This is a genomic window from Acidisoma sp. (assembly GCF_035492295.1).
GTDB lineage: Bacteria > Pseudomonadota > Alphaproteobacteria > Acetobacterales > Acetobacteraceae > Acidisoma.
The window spans coordinates 1-17721 of sequence record NZ_DATJJK010000034.1 but is presented as its reverse complement, the minus strand read 5'-3'; the positions used below and the strand labels follow the sequence as shown (position 1 = coordinate 17721).

The window sequence follows — 17721 nt, the reverse complement described above, 5'->3', positions numbered from 1 at the left end:
GCGGTTCGCTACTGTCCCAGTTGCTCCTCCGGGGATCCAGATGTTCGATGTCATCATCATCGGCGCCGGCATCAGCGGCGCGGCCACTGCCTATGAACTGGCGAAAGCCGGGCACAAGGTCGCGGTGATCGACCGCTACGGCCCGGCAGCCATGGCCTCGGGCTGGACGCTGGCAGGCGTCCGCCAGTCGGGTCGCGATCCGGCCGAGTTGCCGCTCGCCCGCGCCGCCGTCGATATCTGGGGCGATCTCCACCAAATCCTCGATCGGCCCACGCATTACCGCCGCGGCGGCAATCTGCGTCTCGGCCGCTCGGAGGAGGAACTTGCCGCGTTGCGCGCCATCGTGGATGAGCAGTCGGCCAAGGGTCTACCCATCACCATGCTCGAGGGGTTGGAGGCCGTGCGTGCGGTCGCCCCCGCGGTCGCCCCCCATATCACCGGCGCGTCTCTTTGCACGACGGATGGCCACGCCGATCCGCATGCGACTGTTTCTGCCTTTATTGCCGCCGCCGAGCGGCTGGGCGCGACCATGCGGTTCGGCGAAGAGGTGCTCGCGATCGAGACAGAGGATGGCCGTGTGACCGGCGTGCGCACAACCCGGGCGCGCATTCCAGCGGGCCAGGTTGTGCTCGCCGCCGGGATTTTCGGGAATGATCTGCTCAACCCCTTGGGCCTCGAGGTGCCGCTGAAGGTTCGGCTCGTCACCGTCATCCGGTCCCGCCCCGTGGCACCGATGCTGGAGCAGGTGATCGGTGTTGCCAATGCAGAATGCGCGGGCCGGCAGGAGGTGTCGGGCCGCTTCCGCTTCACGAGCGGCATCGAACACTGGCACGGCCATATGGAGGACGGGGAACGGCCCCGCGTGCGCCCGACGGCGCGCGATATCGTTGAAACCATTCAACTCTTCGGCGCCCTCATTCCCGCGACGCTGGAGGCGGAGGTCGAGGATATCTGGGGTGGATTGATTGACCAGACACCGGATGCATTACCCGTCATCCAGCGCGCCGGCAATCCGGAAGGCCTGATCATCGCCATGGGCTTTTCAGGCCATGGTTTCTGCCTCGGCCCCATTACCGGGCGTATCTGCGCAGCCTTGGTGGAAGGGCGCGATTCCGGCTTCGATCTCGCTCCATTCATGATCGAACGCTTCGCCCGCCGCAACGACAGCGCGGCCTCCCTCACGCTCCACGGGTGAGCAGGGCATGGCGCGTTACCTGCTGCATCGCCTGGGTCAGAGCCTGCTGCTTCTTGTCATCGTGTCTATGATCGGCTTCGCCCTCCTGCATCTCACGCCGGGCGGTCCGCTGTCGCAGTTCGCCATGACCCCGGGCATGACGGCCGCGGACCTGCATCGTATCGCGCATGAGATGGGCCTCGATCAGCCCTTGCCCCTGCAATATCTCACCTGGGCCTGGCATCTCGTTCAGGGAGATTGGGGCCGCTCCTATCGCGACCAGCAGCCCGTGCTTGCGATCATCGCGTCGCATCTGCCGGCGACGCTGGAGCTGATGGTGAGTTCCTCGATCCTTGCCGTCATCATCGGCACCTGGGTCGGCGTGCTCGGCGCGCTGCGCCGCTACTCCCTGGCCGACTACCTGACGACGATCGGCGCCATGGTGGCCCTCTCGATCCCGACCTTCTGGTTCGGCCTTGTCATGATCTATCTCTTTTCCGTCCTGCTCGCCTGGCTGCCGGCTGGCGGTATCGCGACCGTGGGCAATGGCTCGCCGCTCGATCTGCTGCGCCACTTGGCCCTGCCTTGCGTCGTCCTCGCCCTTGTCACGGTCGCGACCTGGAGCCGCTACATGCGCTCCTCGACGCTCGAAGTGATCAACCAGGACTATGTTCGTACGGCCCGCGCCAAGGGGCTGCGGCCACGCGAGATCCTGCGCCATCATATCCTGCGCAACGCCATGCTGCCCATGATCACCCTCACCGGCCTGCAACTGCCGACGCTGCTCGGGGGCGCCCTCGTTGCCGAGACGGTCTTCACCTGGCCCGGCATGGGCAGGCTCTTCCTCGATTCGCTCGGCTACCGCGACTATCCCGTGGTCATGGGCCTGCTCATGGTCGCCGCCATCCTGACCCTGCTCGGCAATCTCATGGCCGACATCCTCTACGTCGTCTTCGACCCGCGGATGCGCCTCGCTTGAGCGCGCAAGCAAGCGCCGCCGCGGTGACTGCGCCTGCACCGCCCCAGGCGCGGCGCAGACGGGCGCTACGCCGCTTCCTGCGCCATCGGCTCGCGCTCGCCGGTGTCTTCATCATTCTGTTCCTGGTCCTTGCCTGCGCCTTTGGTCCGTCTCTGCTGCCCTATGATCAATTGCACATCGATCTTCGCCATCGCTTCCAGGCGCCGCTGATGGGTCCGCATATTCTGGGCAGCGATCAGCTCGGGCGCGATCTTCTCGCCCGCCTCCTGATGGCCGGCCGCATCTCGCTCACAGTCGGTTTCGTCGCCATGATCCTCAGCACGGCCGTCGGCGTCGTCATCGGCCTCGTCTCCGGCTTCTATGGCGGGCGGGTCGGCGCCGCGCTGATGCGCTTCGTCGATGCCGTGCTCTGCTTTCCGAGCATTTTTCTGCTCCTCACGCTTGCCGCGTTGACGACACCAAATCTGCTCACCATCACCGTCATCATCGCGCTGACCGCCTGGATGCAGGTCGCGCGCATCGTCGATGGGCAGGTTCGCGCGCTGCGCGAGCGGGATTACATGATCGCAGCCGAGGCACTTGGCGCCTCCGACCTTCGCCTCATGTTCCGGGAGCTTCTGCCCAATGCGGTCGCTCCCATCGTCGTCTCGGCGACGCTGAACGTCGCCAATGCCATCCTGATGGAGGCCTATGTCAGCTATCTCGGTTACGGCATCCAGCCGCCGACGCCGAGCTGGGGCAATATGCTGAACAACGCGCAGGAATATCTGACGAGCGCTCCCTGGCTCGCCATCATCCCCGGCGCCGTCATTACCCTGGCCGTCGCGAGCTTCAACTTCGTGGGCGACGGCCTGCGCGACGCACTTGACCCGCACATGGATCTGCCTGGTTGAGCGCGCTTCTGGAGGTCGAAGATCTTGCGGTCCAATTCCGCAGCGAAGCGGGGCTGGTCACCGCACTCGATGGCGTTTCATTCTCCGTCGAGCCGGGAGAGACAGTGGCAATCGTAGGCGAGAGCAGCTCCGGCAAGAGCGTGACCGCCCTTGCCATCATGCGCCTTCTCCCGCCTGCGCCGGCCTGCCATGTCTCTGGGGAGATCCGCCTCGCCGGGCCAAAGGGCAGGCAAAATCTGCTCGCGGTCCCGGAGACCACGATGCGGAACATCCGCGGCGGCGCTGTTTCCATGATCTTCCAGGAGCCGATGACCTCCCTCAATCCGGTGCATTGCGTCGGCCGGCAGATCGCCGAGGCGGCACGCGCGCATGAGCGGATGGAGAAACGTGCGGCACAGGCGCGAGCGATTGAGTTGCTGGATCTCGTCGGCATCCCCGATCCGGTGCAGCGCGCCAATAGCTTCCCGCACCAGCTTTCGGGCGGTATGCGGCAGCGCGTGATGATTGCGATGGCGCTTGCCACGCGGCCACGGCTGCTCATCGCCGATGAGCCAACGACCGCGCTCGACGTCACCGTTCAGGCGCAAATCCTCGATCTCCTGCGCCGCCTGCAGACCGAAACCGGTCTGGCCATCATCTTCATCACGCATAATCTCGGTGTCGTTGCGGAAATCGCGGATCGTACCCTCGTCATGTATTCCGGCCAGGTTGTGGAGGAGGCACCGACCGCAACGCTGATTGGCGCGCCCCGCATGCCCTATACGCAGGGGCTCATCAACTCCGTGCCCAAACTCGCCGCTGCGTTGCGGCCCGGGCAGCGCCTGCCCGCCATTCCCGGCAACGTGCCCGACCCACGGTATCGCCCGGCCGGCTGCACCTTTCAGCCGCGCTGCGCCTGGGCCCTGCCTGACCCCTGCGGCATTGCCCGGCCGGGGATGGACCACGTGACACCCGGGCATCACGTGAGATGCGCACGCTGGCCGGAGATTTCCGCATGAGCACGGACGGCGCTCCAATCCTCGATGTGCAGGATCTCACCAAGCATTTCCCGGTGGGCTCCGCCCTCTCTCGCCGCCGCGGCGTGGTGCGCGGCGTGGATGGTGTTTCCTTCACGATCGGCCGCGGCGAGGTGCTGGGCCTGGTCGGTGAATCGGGATCGGGCAAAACGACGGTTGGCCGCACCGTGCTGCGCTTGCAGGCGCCCACCGCCGGCGCGATCCTGTTTCGTGGACAGGATATCACCCACCTGTCGCGCCGTGCGCTGCGCCCCGTGCGACGGCATATGCAACTCGTCTTCCAGGACCCCTATGCCTCGCTTAATCCGCGCATGAGCGTGGAAAGCATCCTCTCCTCTCCCCTCGCGATTCATGGCGAGGCGGCAGGAAAGGGCGAGCGCCGCTCCCGGGTCGAGGAAGCGCTGCAACTCGTGGGGCTCTTTCCTGCAGCGGCCGACCGCTTTCCGCACGAATTCTCCGGTGGCCAGCGGCAGCGCATCGGCATCGCCCGGGCGCTGATGCTGAGGCCCGAACTCCTGGTCGCGGATGAGGCGGTCTCCGCGCTCGACGTCTCGGTCCAAGCGCAGGTGATCAATCTCCTGATGGATTTGCGGGAGAAACTGCGACTGTCGATGCTGTTCATCGCGCATGATTTGGCGGTCGTCGGCGCCATTTCTGACCGCGTCGCCGTTATGTATCTCGGCCGCATCGTGGAGATCGCGCCGACCGCCGCGCTCTTTACCGACCCCCGTCACCCCTATACCGAGGCACTCTTCTCCGCCGTACCTGATACCGATGCTGCCCGCCGCCCCGCACGCATCGTGCTGAAAGGCGAGTTGCCCAGTCCCCTGTCACCGCCCTCCGGCTGCGCCTTCCGCACTCGATGCCCCTACGCGCTGCCGGCCTGCGCCGAGACCACGCCCGCGCTTCGCACCGTCGGGCTCGGCCACGACAAGGCCTGCATCAGGGACGACCTCACCCTTGCCGCTCCCCTGAAGGCTTGAACTGCATGACCGCTCCCCCTCCCCGTATCGCCATGATCTCCGGTGCCAGCCGCGGCATCGGCGCCGCCATCGCCGACCGCTTGGCTGGTGCAGGCTGGGGCCTCTCCCTCGGCATGCGCCGCCCGGTGGCGCAAGGGACAGCCTTTGTCCAGGCCTATGACATCGCCGACGCAGGTGCAGAAGAAGCCTGGGTTTCGGCGACGCTCGCCCGCTTCGGTCGGATCGACGCCATCATCTGCAATGCCGGCCTGCTTATCCAGAAATCCGTCATCGATATCAGCGATGCCGAGATGTCGGAGATGCTGGCCGTCAACCTGCACGCACCGCGGCGCCTGGCCCGCGCGGCCTGGCCCCATCTCAAGGCAAGCGGCGCGGGCCGCGTCGTCATCCTCTCCTCACTTTCCGGCCTGCGTGTCGCGTCTGAGATTTCCGGCGCCTATGCGGTGAGCAAACATGCGGCGACCGCTCTCGCCCAAGCACTGCGCCATGCCGGTTGGGACCACGGCATCCGCGCGACCGCCATTTGCCCGGGTTTCGTGGCGACCGACATGGCGATGGCGGCGACCAACCTCGACCCCAAGCGGATGACGCAGCCGGCTGAAATCGCCCGGCTGGTCGAAATGGCCCTCGATCTGCCGAATTCGGCGAGTGTCACCGAAATCGCCGTCAACTGGCAGCCGGAAGGGAAGTTCTGACATGGGTCCCGTCGTCGATTCCGTCGATCCGGAAAGCTTTTTCCCTCAATCGGTCGATGTCGTCGTCATTGGCGGTGGCATTGTCGGCGTGAGCACCGCCTTCAGCCTCGCCGAGCGCGGCATCAGCGTGGCACTCTGTGAGAAGGGCCATATCGCGGGCGAACAATCCAGTCGCAATTGGGGCTGGGTGCGCAAGACCGGGCGCGATCAGCGCGAGATGCCGCTCATCATCGAAAGCCTGCGTCTGTGGGAGGGTTTGGACCGGAAGATCGCCAGCGATACCGGCTTCACCGCCGCCGGCATCCTGTATGTCGCGGAGGATGAGGCGACGGAGCGCAGCCACACGGCCTGGCTCGGCCGGGCGGAACCCTACCAGATGGGCGTACGGCAGATCTCGGGTAATGAGTTGGCCAACCTCCTCCCCGGCGCCACGCGCCGTTTCCGTAGCGCACTCTATTGCCCGACCGATGGCCGGGCCGAGCCGCAGAAGGCGGCGCCCGCCATTGCCCGCGCCGCCCGCGCGCTCGGCGCCGCAATCCTCCCGCAATGCGCGGTGCGCGGCATCGAGCAGACCGCCGGGCGCGTTTCCGGCGTGGTGACGGAACATGGCCGCATCGCCTGCAATGCCGTCGTCCTCGCAGGCGGCGCCTGGACGCGGCTGTTCTGCGGCAGTCTTGGCCTTACCCTGCCGCAGCTGAAAGTGCTCTCCAGCGTCATGCGCACGGCGCCGATGGCGGGAACGCCGGAACCCGCAGCCTGGACCGAGAGCTTTGCCTTTCGCCGTCGGCAGGATGGCGGCTACACCATCGCGGATGGCCACGGCACGGCGGTCCCCCTCGTTCCGGATACCTTCCGCTTTGCCTTGAAATTTCTGCCCGCCCTCAAGGCGGAATGGAATGGGCTGCGTCTGCGTCTCGACGATCGTTTCATGACCGAGTTGCGGCAACCCAAGCAATGGGCGCTCGATGCGCCCTCGCCTTTCGAGAAAACCCGGGTGCTTGACCCGACACCGGATGTAGCGCGTCTTCACAAGGTAAAGGATCGGCTTGTGAAAACCTTCCCAAGCTTCGCCGGTGTCAAGATCGAGCAGTGCTGGGCAGGCCTGATCGACGTCACCCCCGATGCGGTGCCGGTGATCAGCACGGTGGATCGGCTGCCGGGCCTCGTCATCGCCACCGGCTTTTCCGGCCATGGTTTCGGCATCGGGCCCGGTGCAGGCCGGCTGGCCGCCGATCTCGCGACCGGGGCCCGACCATTCGTCGACCCCACCGCCTTCCGCTTCTCCCGCTTCCATGATGGATCACCGATCATCGTCGAAGCCGGGCTCTGACCACGAACGCCAACCCCTTTCGCAACCCCTAGCCGTCGAGGAACTCAGGATGACCGATCTCTTCCTCTCGCGCCGCCGGATGATGGGCCTTGCCCTCGCCGCCGGGGCCGCACCGCTCTGGCCGGGCGCCGCCCGCGCCGCCTCCTCCCCGCCTGCCAAGCGGAGCGGCCAGATCATCGCCGGCATCTCCCAGGAGCCGACGGTCTTCAACCCCCTCCTGTTGCATATCGAGGTGGATGAAGGCGTCTACATGAACCTTTTCAGCCCGCTCTGGTCGGTGGACCCGAAGGGCAATTTCGTGCCGGAACTCGTGGCCGACGTGCCGACGGTGCAGAATGGCGGCCTCTCCGAAGATGGCTTGCACTGGCATCTCAAGCTTCGTCCCGGCGTCACCTGGCATGATGGCACGCCCTTCACCGCCGATGACGTGAAGTTCACGCTCGATCTCATCAATACGCCCGGCTTCCCGGCCTTCAGCAAGGCCGGGCACGAGCTGGTGCGCGACATCACCATCGTCAGCCCGACCGAGATCACCTGGACGATGACGAAGCCCTTCGCGCCCTATATCTCCATCCTGTCCTGGACCTTCATCGTGCCCAAGCACAAGCTGGAGGGTGTGACGGATTATCGCACCGCCCCCTTCAATGAGGCGCCGGTCGGCACCGGACCCTTCAAATGGGAAAGCCGCGTCCCGGGAGACCACATCACCCTCGCCGCCTATGACAAGTTCTACGGCAAGGGCCCCTATGTCGATCGCCTGATCTTCAAGTATGTGCCCGATCTTACGGTTCTCTACACGCAGTTCCGCACGGGCGATATCGATTATATCGGTTTGCAGGGTATCTCGGCCGACCACTACGCGGAAGCGGTTAAGCTGCCGAACCGCACAGTTGCGTCCGCACCGCAGGCCTTCATCGAAACCTTCGATTTCGATCTATCCCACCCGATCTTCGCCGAACTTCCAGTACGTCAGGCGCTTTATGCAGCGCTCGACAAGGATAGCGTCATCCAGCAGCTCTACTACAACATTCCGAAACCGGCCGAATCCTACCTGCCCACCGAATCCTGGGCTTTCAATCCCAACCTCCCCTCGCATAAATACGATCCGGCGGCGGCGAAGAAGATTTTGGACGACGCCGGCTGGAAGCCGGGTGCAGGCGGTATTCGCGAAAAGAACGGCATGCGGCTGAGCTTTACCAGCTCCACGACCGCCGGCAATCATCTGCGCGAGCAGGTGCAGCAACTGGTGCAGCAGAATTTCCAGGACATCGGCGTGGAGATGACGATCAAGAACTTGCCGCCCGCGGTGATGTGGAGCGATTACTGGATGATGTCCAAGTTCGACACGGCGATTGCAGGGCTTGACTTCATGACCGGACCCGACCCGTCCGCTCCTGACTATTTCGACAGCCATTCGAGCCCGGCCAAGGGTGGCTCCGGACAGAATACCTTTTGCTACAGCAACCCCGAGGTGGACAAGTTGCTGAGCGAGGGCGCGGCGATCCAGGACCAGGCGAAGCGCAAGCCCATCTATCAGCAGATTCAGGCCATCGTCCGCCATGACCTGCCCTTCCTGCCGATCTTCCAATATTCCATGATCGAGGGCACGAAGTCGAACCTCGTGGGCTATGATCCCAACGTTAATGTTCGTTCCAATTGTTGGAACATCCGCGACTGGTATTGGGTGACCTGACAGCATCAGGCGGAGGGCGGCCGCATTGGCCACCCTCCATCCAGAGCTTGATCCTGTCAGATCGAAGCAATTCGGCCTCGGTCTGACAGGCGATTCACACTTTACATGACTGATGGGGGCGCGATTCCGGGCTCTCAGCCCGGCACGCCGCCGTCGGCCGCATGGGCCCCCTTCATGAGCACCTTAATCGAGTCAAGCGAATTCGCTGTTTTGATCGCATCATCCCAGTCCGCGAAACCAAAAGCGTGGGTGACGATCCCCTCAGATGTCACCAGCCCGCGTGACAGAAGGTCGATCGCGATCGGATAGCAGTACGGCCCGAGATGGGAGCCGCGGATGTCGAGTTCCTTCCGGTCACCGATGATCGACCAATCGACCGAGGTTTCCTTGCCGAAGACCGAAAATTCGACGAAGCGACCGAGCTTGCGAATGAGCGAGAGGCCCTGGACCACCCCGGAGGGCGATCCCGTGGCTTCGATATAGACGTCGCAACCGTAACCGCCGGTCGCGTCCTGGACGATCTTCAGCGCATCCTCTTCCGCCGGGTTGATGGTGATGTCGGCGCCGAAACTGCGGGCGAGTTCCAGACGCTCTGACACCATGTCTATGACGATGAGCTTCCTCGGCGTCTTCAGTTTCGCGACCTGCACCATCATCAGGCCAATCGGGCCCGCGCCGGCGATCACCAGTACGTCGTCAAGCTGTACATCCCCACGCTGGACCGTGTGGATGGCGCAAGCGAGCGGCTCGATGATCGCCGCATCCTCCAGCGAAAGTGCCGGCGGGATAACGTGCACGCGCGCCGTGCGCGGGATGAGCATGAAATCGGACATGCCGCCATCGGCCACATCACGCTGAAAGCCGAAGATGTGGTGCACCTCGCACATCCAATACGCGCCGCTGCGGCAATAACGACAGCGGTCGCAAGGCACGATCTGCTCCGCGATAATGCGATCCCCGGTCTTGACACCGAAATGCGCGGCGGCGTCGGCGCCCATCTCGTCCACGACGCCGAAAAATTCGTGCCCCGGCACCACCGGCGCCTTCACCCAGGGGTTTTCGCCCCAGAACATCGCCGCACCCGACCAGCATTTGCAGTCGCTGGCGCAAATCCCACATGCGGTGATGCGGATGACCATCTCGCTATTCCCGGGCACGGGCCGCGGCTTCTGCTCCACGCGGTAATCTTCGGGACCGTGGCAGACGATCGCCGTCATCCGGTCGTTTGGCAGGCTCATTGCCTTGTCTCCCTATGTCCTAGAGGAAAGTGGAGAGGCGACGCGAGACCCGTGCAGAAGGGCGCGCCCGGTGGCTGCATCGAACAGATGCAGGTCGCGTGAGGAGAAGCCGAGCGGGATGACACTTCCGGTTTGGGCTTGCACCCGGTTGTGAGCGACCGCGATGATAAGACGACCGTTCATGTCCAGCGCCACATGCGCCTCATCGCCCAGCCAGTGGTTAGAGATGACGGTGGCGCGCCAATCCCCCTGCCCCAGGATGACGGCATGAGGCCGCAAGCCGAGCACGACCGATGTGCCGGGCGGCGGCAGCGGCAGGCCGGCCAGTGAAACGCGCGCCGCAGTGTCGCCCTCCAGCCGCAACCCATCCCCATCGACGATTGCAGGCAGGGCATTCATCGGCGGTTCGCCAAAGAAGGTGGCCACGAAGAGATTGGCCGGTTGTTCGTGCAATTCCGCTGGTGTGCCATATTGCTGGAGGATTCCGCCTTCCATGACCGCGATGCGATCCGCCATCGCATTCGCTTCCGTCTGGTCGTGGGTGACGAGGACGGAGGTGAGGCCGCGCGCCTTGGTCAGTGCTTTGACGCGTCCTCGCAGAATCGCGCGCAGCTGTGGCTCCAACTGGCCCATGGGCTCATCGAGCAGATGCAGCTCGGCGTCCCGGGCCAGGGCGCGGGCGAGCGAGGCCCGCTGCTGCTGGCCGCCAGAGAGGCCGGCGGGCTTGCGTTTGAGAATGGCTCCGATCTCCAGCAAATCGGCAAGTTCACGCACGCGCTGGCGCGCATCCAGCCCGGGCTTGCTGGAGAGGCCGAAGCCAATGTTGTCCTCGACCGTCAACGGCGGATAGAGGGCATAGCCCTCGAAGGCCATGGCGACACGGCGCCGCGCTGGTGCCAGCCCATCAATGCGGCGGCCAGAAAGCGCAATGCGGCCCTCCGTCACCGCCTCGAAGCCTGCAATCATCCGGAGCGTGCTGGTCTTGCCGCAGCCGGAGGAGCCAAGCAGGGCGATGAACTCCCCGTCATTGACGCGCAGCGTGAGATCGTTGACGGCGCGCAGGCTGCTGCGCCCATAAGTCTTGCTGAGATGGTCGAGTTCAAGCATCAGGCCGCTTCCTCCGTGGTGGCGCCTGCATGCAGCGTGAGTAACCCGCTCGCCGCGTCATAGAGCAGAGCCGTCTCGGGCGCGGGCCGGAACCAGACCGTGCTGCCTGTTTCGGGCGGCTGCCCCACCTGGCTCGCGAGGATTTCCTCGCCCTCCGGCGTGCGCAAGAGAAGCACGACCTTGCCGTGCAGCGGTGTCGCCGCCGTCAGGGTTGCGCGCGCCGCCCCGGGCGCGGGGGCGCCAAGGATGCCGATACTTTCCGGGCGCAGGCCGAGCAAAGCATCTCGTCCGGCGATGCCGGCGGCCATGGGCAAGGCCAGGTCGAGGCCAAAGAGCCGCACGGTGAGACCATCTCCCGTGACCTTTGGTGTGCAGGGCAGCAGATTGAGCGGCGGGTCGCCGAACAGGCGCGCGACCGCCACCGAGGCCGGCGCCGCGTAGACCTGCTCCGGTGCATCGAGCTGCACGATGTGCCCCTCGATGAGCACGGCAATACGGTCCCCGAGCGCCATCGCCTCACGATAATCCTGCGTGACGTAGATCGAGGCGGCGCCGGCCTGGCGCAGCAAGCGTGGCAATTCCATACGCATTTCGTAGCGCAGCTTGGCATCGACATTGCGCAGAGGATCGTCCATCAGCAGCACCTTCGGCGCGCCGACCAACGCCCGCGCGAGCGCAGTGCGCTGCTTCTGGCCATTCGACAGAGCGCGCGGCTGTTGTGCGAGCACATGATCGATCTTCAGGAGCCGGGCGATCCGGCCGACCTTCTCGGCAATTTCCGCCTCGGGCAGTTTGCGGGCGTGAAGCGGGCTCGCGATATTCTCCATGGCCGACATGTGCGGATAGAGCGCGAAGTTCTGAAAGGCGACACCGATGCCGCGTCGCTCCGGCCCCACCATCGACACGTCGCGTCCGGCTATGAACACGCGGCCGACGGCGTTCGGATCGAGCCCGGCGATGGCGCGCAGCAGGACCGTCTTGCCGGCGCCGGACGGCCCGAATAGTACCAGCGTCTCGCCGGGTTCAACACCGAGCGTGACACCGTGCAGAACCTGCGTTTTGCCGAAACCAGTGCTCATCTCCTGCACCAGAAGCCCGTCCGTGGAGACCGCGTCCCTCATCCTTTGACAGCCCCAAGGCTCAAGCCTTCGACGAGCCAGCGCTGTGCATAAAGGGCAAGTGCCAGTGTCGGCAGAACCGACAGCACAATGGCCGCGGCGATGATGCCATATTGAATGCCCGAAGCGGTAACGAAGGCCAGCGCGCCAACCGTCACCGGCTGCTTGTCAGCCGAGGCCAGGACGAGCGCAAAGACGAAGTTGTTCCAGGCGAAAATGAAGGAAAGCAGGCCAGCAGCCGCGATGCCGGGGCCGGCCAGCGGGATCGCGATCCGGGTAAAGGCACGCCACCAGGAATGGCCATCGACACGATAGGCGAATTCGATATCGGGACTCGCATCCTCGAAGTAACCGCGCACGATCCAGAGGATCAAGGGCAGGCAGATGAGCTGATAGATCCAGATAAGACCGACATAGGTATTACTGAGGCCGATATCCTGGAAATAGAGGGTCAGCGGCAGCAGCACGAGTAGAGGCGGCGCGAAGCGGAAGGAGAGCAAGGTGAATGCGATATCCTCCCGGCCACGAAAGCGGAAGCGCGCGAAAGCATAGGCCGCCGGCACCCCGAGGATCAGCGCGACGGCGACGGAGCATGTCGAGAGAAGCACGGAATTCCACAGATTGTGGAGGAAAGTGATATTCATCACCCCGGTCGCGGTCACCAGCTGGCCCGAGAGGAGCGCCACGTAGTTCTCCAAGGTGAGATGCGGTGTCAGCGTCGGCGGCACGCGCAGCACGGTCTCGTTCGTTTCGAACGACATCAGGAAGATCCAGAAGATCGGGAACAGGAAGAAGATGACGACGAGCGTCAACGCGATCCCGCGCAGCGCCCGCAACACGCCGTCACGCCACGCCATGCGCGCGCTCCCTCAGCTTCGTCCACTGCCGCACGAAAACCTGGCTCAGCACATAGGTAATGGCCCAGAGCACCATGAGAATCGCGGCGGATCGGCCGACATTGGTATAGGAAAAGAATTCGAGATAGGCGCGGACCTGGAAGACGAGCAAGCTGTTGCCGGGTCCACCCTGGGTCATGGCGTAGATGATGTCGAATTGCTGGATACTGTCGAGCGTCCGGAAGAGCACCGCCGTGAACAAGAAGGGGGTCAGCATCGGCAGGGTGATGCGCAGGAAGACGAATCCGGCATTGACGCCGTCCAGCCGCGCGGCCTCAAAGGGTTGCTGCGGCAGGGACCGCAGGCCCGCCAGCAGCAGGATCATCATAAAGGGCGTGTAGACCCAGATATCGACCAGCACGACGGTGAACATCGCCGTATGCGGGCTCGACGCCCATTTGAAATTCGTGACGCCCAGCAGCGAGATGAGCCAGCTGAGCACGCCGAAGCCAGGATTGGTCATCAGCTTCCACATCAGGGCCGCAATCGCCGGCGCCGTCATCAGCGGCATGAGGAGGGCGATGGAGATGATATTGTTCAGCCGGCTGCGTTCCCGCAGCAGCAGCGCGATGCCAAGGCCGAGCAGCAGCTCCAGCACGACGGTGGAGACGGTATAGGTAAGGGACACCCTGATGGTGTTCCAGAAATCCGGGTCGGTGAACAAGCCTGTGTAGTTGCGAAGCCCAATGAATCCCCGCAGATAGGGCATGGAGAGATTGTAGCGTTCCAGACTGTACCAAACAGCTGTGCCAAAAGGGATGAGGATGCCGACGCAAACAAGCAGCGCCGGAAGGCTCAGCAGATAGGGCAAGGCGCGTGGCAGAAAAGGCCGACGTGGCAAGGGCGCTGACGCGCCACTGACTTGGGACATGCTGTTCTCCGATACCGCCGGGCAGCCGGACCAGCCGGCTGCCCGAAATCCAATCAGCCGAGACCGGCGTCGCTCATCTGGCGGTTCGTCGCTTCCGCCAACTGGTCAAGCCCTTCGTCGACCGGCACCTGCTTCGCCACCATGCGCTGCAATGCGGCTGCCCAATCCGTCGTCACGTTGAAGAAAAGCGGCTGAGGCGTGAAATAGATCTTCGCGTCCGGCGAGGTGACTTGATAGGTTTCAAGGAAGCCGGGCACCTTCTGCTTCATGTGCGACTGGAATTCGTCATCTTTCCAGATGCTGGAGCGCACGGGATCGATCATGTCGTGATCGCGCGCGCCGAACAGGAGATGGTCGGTGCCTGTTGCCCATTGCATGAAAAGCCAGGCTGCATCCTTGCGCTTCGAGAAATTCGACATGGCGAGCGACCAGATCCAGACATTGGAAGTGGGATGGCTCATCGCCGGATTGGGCGCGATGGGGGCGAAGCCGAGTTGCCCCTTCATCTTGGTGTTACCCGTAGCGGTGAAGTAGGCCAGGCTGTCAGCGTCATAGATCATGCCCGAGGTGCCGGCGCCGAGATCAGCCCCCACTTCGTACCAGGTATAAGTCGCCCAGTTCTTCGGCCCGCTATCCTGCACCATTTTCACGAATTGCGCCGTGAAATCCTTCGATTCCTTCGAGTTGACGGCGGATTTCAGCTTGCCGTCCGCGACCGTGAAGTCACGCGCACCGAAATTGCTGTAGCCCGAGAGGAAACCAGGATGGATCGTCGCCCAGGAGCGGCTGCCGCGAACGCCGATGCCATACATGCCGTTGCCACCGCTCTGGGTGATGGTCGCGGCCGTCGTCATCAGCTCCTGCATGTTCTTGGGCGGCGCGAGCTTGAGGCGATCGAATACCGGCTTGTTGTAGGTCAGCATGTAGACTTCGAAGCCCCAGGGCAGCGCCCACTGCTTGGCACCAGGCCCGCCCAGCGCATCCCCCGGCTTGCCCGACCAGCTATCGGAGGCGCGCAGATTGGGCAGAATATCGTCCCAGTTGTAGTTCGGCGCGACCTTCGATTTGTCCTGCAGGAACTCGTTCATGTCGACGAGCCAGCCGGCCGGACCATATTGCCAGGTTTGATAGGCGCCCGTCATGAAGGCGTCGTATTCGGTGGACCGGGAGGAGAGCGCCGCCGTCACCTTGTCGAAATACACATCCTCCGGGAAAATGTCGTAAGTAATGTTCATGCCGGTCAGGGTCTTAAACGCATCGAGATCGGCGATCATCGAATCGGCGTAGGGATGCTTGTTCAACAGGAGCTTCAGGCTCGTTCCCTTATACGCCTTCCAGTCGAAATCCGCGGCAAGAGCGCGGGTTGCCGTCGCATTGACCAGCATATCCGCTGCACCGGCAGTGAGGCCGAGTGCGGCCAGCCGGCGCATGAGATCCCGTCGGCCGATGCCCCGCGCCAGGAATGCCTCGCAGAGGTCTTTCGCTTTCTCGTGCATGTCTCTTGTCCCCCGTTTGTTTTTTTATGGATAGGCGGAGCGGTTTTCTCCCGTGCCTCGTCGGCGCGGCTCACGGACCGCGGATGGCATCGGAATGGTGGCAGTCTCGGCCAAGGTCGCGTTCACCCGGTGGTGCCGACGAAAATCACGCGGCGCCATGCCTTTGTGGGCCAGAAACTGCCGATTGAAGTTCGACAGATTGTTGAAGCCGACGTGAAAGCAGATCTCGGCGATGCGGGTTTCGTCGGCGATCAACATATCGCACGCACGCTTGATGCGCATGCTGTTGACGTAATGGACGAAGCTGACACCGGCATGGCGGCGGAAGGCACGCGAGAAGGCCGCCAAGGTATAGCCGCTGAGCTCGGCCATCTCGGCTTCGCGCAGATCGGAGCGGAAATTTGAGGCGATGTAATCAAGAACGATATTGAGTGGCTGCGCCATATAGGTGGCGGGATCGGACCGATATACGCGGCTCGACAGGATTCGTTTGGACGTCGAGCGATGCAGCACATCGATCAAGGCGAAGAACAGGGCAAGACGGCGGACGCCCTGCGCTGTCAGCATCTCACGCAGGAGCGGTTCTGCGGCCGCACCATCCTCGGCGGAGAATTCCACGCCCATTTCTGCATCTTTCAGAAGATCGGCGACGTAGGACATTTCTGGAAACGTATCGAGGCAGCGGCGGACAAAGGGCTCACCGAATTGCACGATCAGGCCGCGTTCAGGAATGCTCGATCCCGGCGGCACGTCGCTGATCCAGTTGTGCGGTAGATTGGGACCGGTCAGAATCAGATTTCCGGGCTCGAAGGTGCCGACATGATCGCCGACGAAGGCGCGACCATGCGTCGCGGTAACGAGATGGATCTCGTATTCCGGATGAAAATGCCACCGCACCGTGCGGTAGGGATAGCCATGCGCCCAAGCGGCGAAGGACGCGTCGGTATGTAAGCTGACAACCTCGAGGTCAGGCTGCATGGACGGTGCTATCTGGCATAGCCGATGGGATCGCCATGACTTTCCTCCAGCCGATTGCGAGGGTTTTTCTCACCCTCTTCGTTGTTGGCTATGAGGCTAGCTTTCGCAGCAAGGCTCGTCTACATCACGATTCTGGCAAGACTAATACTTTTTTGCTCACCTGAGCCTGGTCTCTGCGATCAGGCGGGGCCGTCCGCCGCATTGCGGACGAGGGCCAGGCTGCGATGAACGGCATGGACGAATTTGCTGTAGGGCAGCAGAACGAAGAGCGACAGAACGAGCCCGAGGTGGATGGCGAGGAGCGTGCCCATGGCGCTCGTCTGCCGAAAGCCCAGGAGCAGCAGGCCGGAAGCTGCCGCAAGCCAGAGCAGAACGAGCAGCGCGAAATCGGCCCCGAACAGATTTTCGGCCGCGGCTGCGCGGTTCGCGGCGATCTTCAGCCAAATCAGGCCGGATGTCCCGATGACCAGGCCGGCGCCACCAAAGGCGCCGAGCACGACCGGCAGGCTGAACACCGGATAGGGGGCCGGCAATCCCAGAGCATAGGCCTCGAAGGCGGCCGAAAGGGTGGAGGCGAAGCAGGCCAGGAAGCCGTAGGCCATCGCGTGGTGACAATGGCGGCGGCCTTGTGAGAAAGCCTCATCGCGGTCGTTGCAGCCATGGCCGCCACCACCCAGGTTCTTGAGCGTCAGCGCATCCCGCAGCCCAGCCGCGACGGCGCGCAACGGCGGCCGCGTGTCCTGCCCTGCGTCTCGCCAAAAACGTGAGCCGGCGACAGCGAGCGCCGCGAGAGAGAACAGAAGCGTGACCGCGGCGACACCAGCCATCGCGGCCCAGGGTACGATCCGGTAGAACGCGCCCGGGCCATGATAGGCATGGCCGAGCACGCCCGGGGCGGTCCCTGCCCCCACCAGGATGAGCACCAGGGCCAGGGCGACCGCCGTGGCGACGGCCACCACCAGCCCGTTCCGGTCGAAGGCATGAGCGAGCGGACGTGGCCAGGCATAGTCCTGGTAACTCTCGTGGCGCAGAACCGCGAAGGTACGCGGCACGTTGACGCCGAAGGGATGCGGCGGCGCGTATTGGCAGGCGTAGTAGCAGCCCTGGCAGTTATGGCAGAGGTTGGCGAGGTAGGTGAGGTCACCGCCGGAAAAGGCGCGCTCGCGGGCCATGGCCGGGAAGACGGCGCAAAAGCCCTCGCAGTAGCGACAGGCGTTGCAGATTTCCATTTCCCGGCGGGCCTCGATAAGGCTG

At 63.9% G+C, this 17721-nt stretch carries 16 protein-coding genes; 8 read left to right on the top strand and 8 right to left on the bottom strand.

What is annotated here, in order from left to right:
- Positions 1-40 precede the first annotated feature (40 nt).
- Genes VL752_RS02525 through VL752_RS02490 form a run of 8 tightly spaced genes read left to right on the top strand, consistent with a single transcriptional unit; the run spans position 41 to position 8763 of the window.
- Positions 41-1195, top strand: a complete 1155-nt coding sequence (locus tag VL752_RS02525) for an NAD(P)/FAD-dependent oxidoreductase (RefSeq protein ID WP_325352164.1) — start codon at positions 41-43, stop codon at positions 1193-1195.
- Positions 1196-1202: 7 nt separating this feature from the next.
- Positions 1203-2153: an ABC transporter permease gene (locus tag VL752_RS02520; RefSeq protein WP_325352163.1), complete on the top strand. Its 951-nt coding sequence runs from the start codon at positions 1203-1205 to the stop codon at positions 2151-2153.
- The gene (locus tag VL752_RS02515) at positions 2150-3046 is read left to right on the top strand and encodes an ABC transporter permease (protein WP_325352162.1); all 897 of its coding nucleotides are present in this window, start codon (positions 2150-2152) and stop codon (positions 3044-3046) included. The genes VL752_RS02520 and VL752_RS02515 overlap by 4 nt, the downstream gene beginning before the upstream one ends.
- Complete coding sequence (locus VL752_RS02510; protein ID WP_325352161.1) at positions 3043-4044, top strand: ABC transporter ATP-binding protein; 1002 nt, start codon at positions 3043-3045, stop codon at positions 4042-4044. Before VL752_RS02515 ends, VL752_RS02510 begins: the two co-directional genes overlap by 4 nt.
- Complete coding sequence (locus VL752_RS02505; RefSeq protein WP_325352160.1) at positions 4041-5045, top strand: ABC transporter ATP-binding protein; 1005 nt, start codon at positions 4041-4043, stop codon at positions 5043-5045. The genes VL752_RS02510 and VL752_RS02505 overlap by 4 nt, the downstream gene beginning before the upstream one ends.
- Before the next feature lie 5 nt (positions 5046-5050).
- Positions 5051-5740: an SDR family NAD(P)-dependent oxidoreductase gene (locus VL752_RS02500; RefSeq protein ID WP_325352159.1), complete on the top strand. Its 690-nt coding sequence runs from the start codon at positions 5051-5053 to the stop codon at positions 5738-5740.
- 1 nt (position 5741) lies between these two features.
- On the top strand, positions 5742-7070 hold the full coding sequence (locus tag VL752_RS02495) for an NAD(P)/FAD-dependent oxidoreductase (protein ID WP_325352158.1): 1329 nt from the start codon (positions 5742-5744) through the stop codon (positions 7068-7070).
- 49 nt (positions 7071-7119) lie between these two features.
- Positions 7120-8763, top strand: a complete 1644-nt coding sequence (locus VL752_RS02490; protein WP_325352157.1) for a peptide ABC transporter substrate-binding protein — start codon at positions 7120-7122, stop codon at positions 8761-8763.
- Between the two features lie 134 nt (positions 8764-8897).
- Here VL752_RS02490 and VL752_RS02485 read toward each other — a convergent pair whose 3' ends face one another.
- The 8 genes from VL752_RS02485 to tcuB form a co-directional block, all read right to left on the bottom strand.
- Positions 8898-10001: a zinc-binding dehydrogenase gene (locus VL752_RS02485; RefSeq protein WP_325352156.1), complete on the bottom strand. Its 1104-nt coding sequence runs from the start codon at positions 9999-10001 to the stop codon at positions 8898-8900.
- Between the two features lie 12 nt (positions 10002-10013).
- Complete coding sequence (locus tag VL752_RS02480) at positions 10014-11108, bottom strand: ABC transporter ATP-binding protein (RefSeq protein ID WP_325352155.1); 1095 nt, start codon at positions 11106-11108, stop codon at positions 10014-10016.
- Entirely contained in the window at positions 11108-12229 is a 1122-nt protein-coding gene (locus VL752_RS02475; protein ID WP_325352154.1) for an ABC transporter ATP-binding protein, read from the bottom strand. The genes VL752_RS02480 and VL752_RS02475 overlap by 1 nt, the downstream gene beginning before the upstream one ends.
- Positions 12226-13083, bottom strand: coding sequence for a carbohydrate ABC transporter permease (locus VL752_RS02470; RefSeq protein WP_325352153.1), 858 nt, complete (start codon positions 13081-13083; stop codon positions 12226-12228). The genes VL752_RS02475 and VL752_RS02470 overlap by 4 nt, the downstream gene beginning before the upstream one ends.
- Complete coding sequence (locus VL752_RS02465) at positions 13070-13993, bottom strand: carbohydrate ABC transporter permease (protein ID WP_325352152.1); 924 nt, start codon at positions 13991-13993, stop codon at positions 13070-13072. Before VL752_RS02465 ends, VL752_RS02470 begins: the two co-directional genes overlap by 14 nt.
- A 53-nt stretch (positions 13994-14046) precedes the next feature.
- On the bottom strand, positions 14047-15489 hold the full coding sequence (locus VL752_RS02460; RefSeq protein WP_325352151.1) for an ABC transporter substrate-binding protein: 1443 nt from the start codon (positions 15487-15489) through the stop codon (positions 14047-14049).
- Positions 15490-15513: 24 nt separating this feature from the next.
- Entirely contained in the window at positions 15514-16467 is a 954-nt protein-coding gene (locus VL752_RS02455) for an AraC family transcriptional regulator (RefSeq protein WP_325352150.1), read from the bottom strand.
- A gap of 179 nt (positions 16468-16646) precedes the next feature.
- The coding region (gene tcuB / locus VL752_RS02450) for a tricarballylate utilization 4Fe-4S protein TcuB (protein ID WP_325352149.1) at positions 16647-17721 on the bottom strand (1075 nt) is incomplete at its 5' end.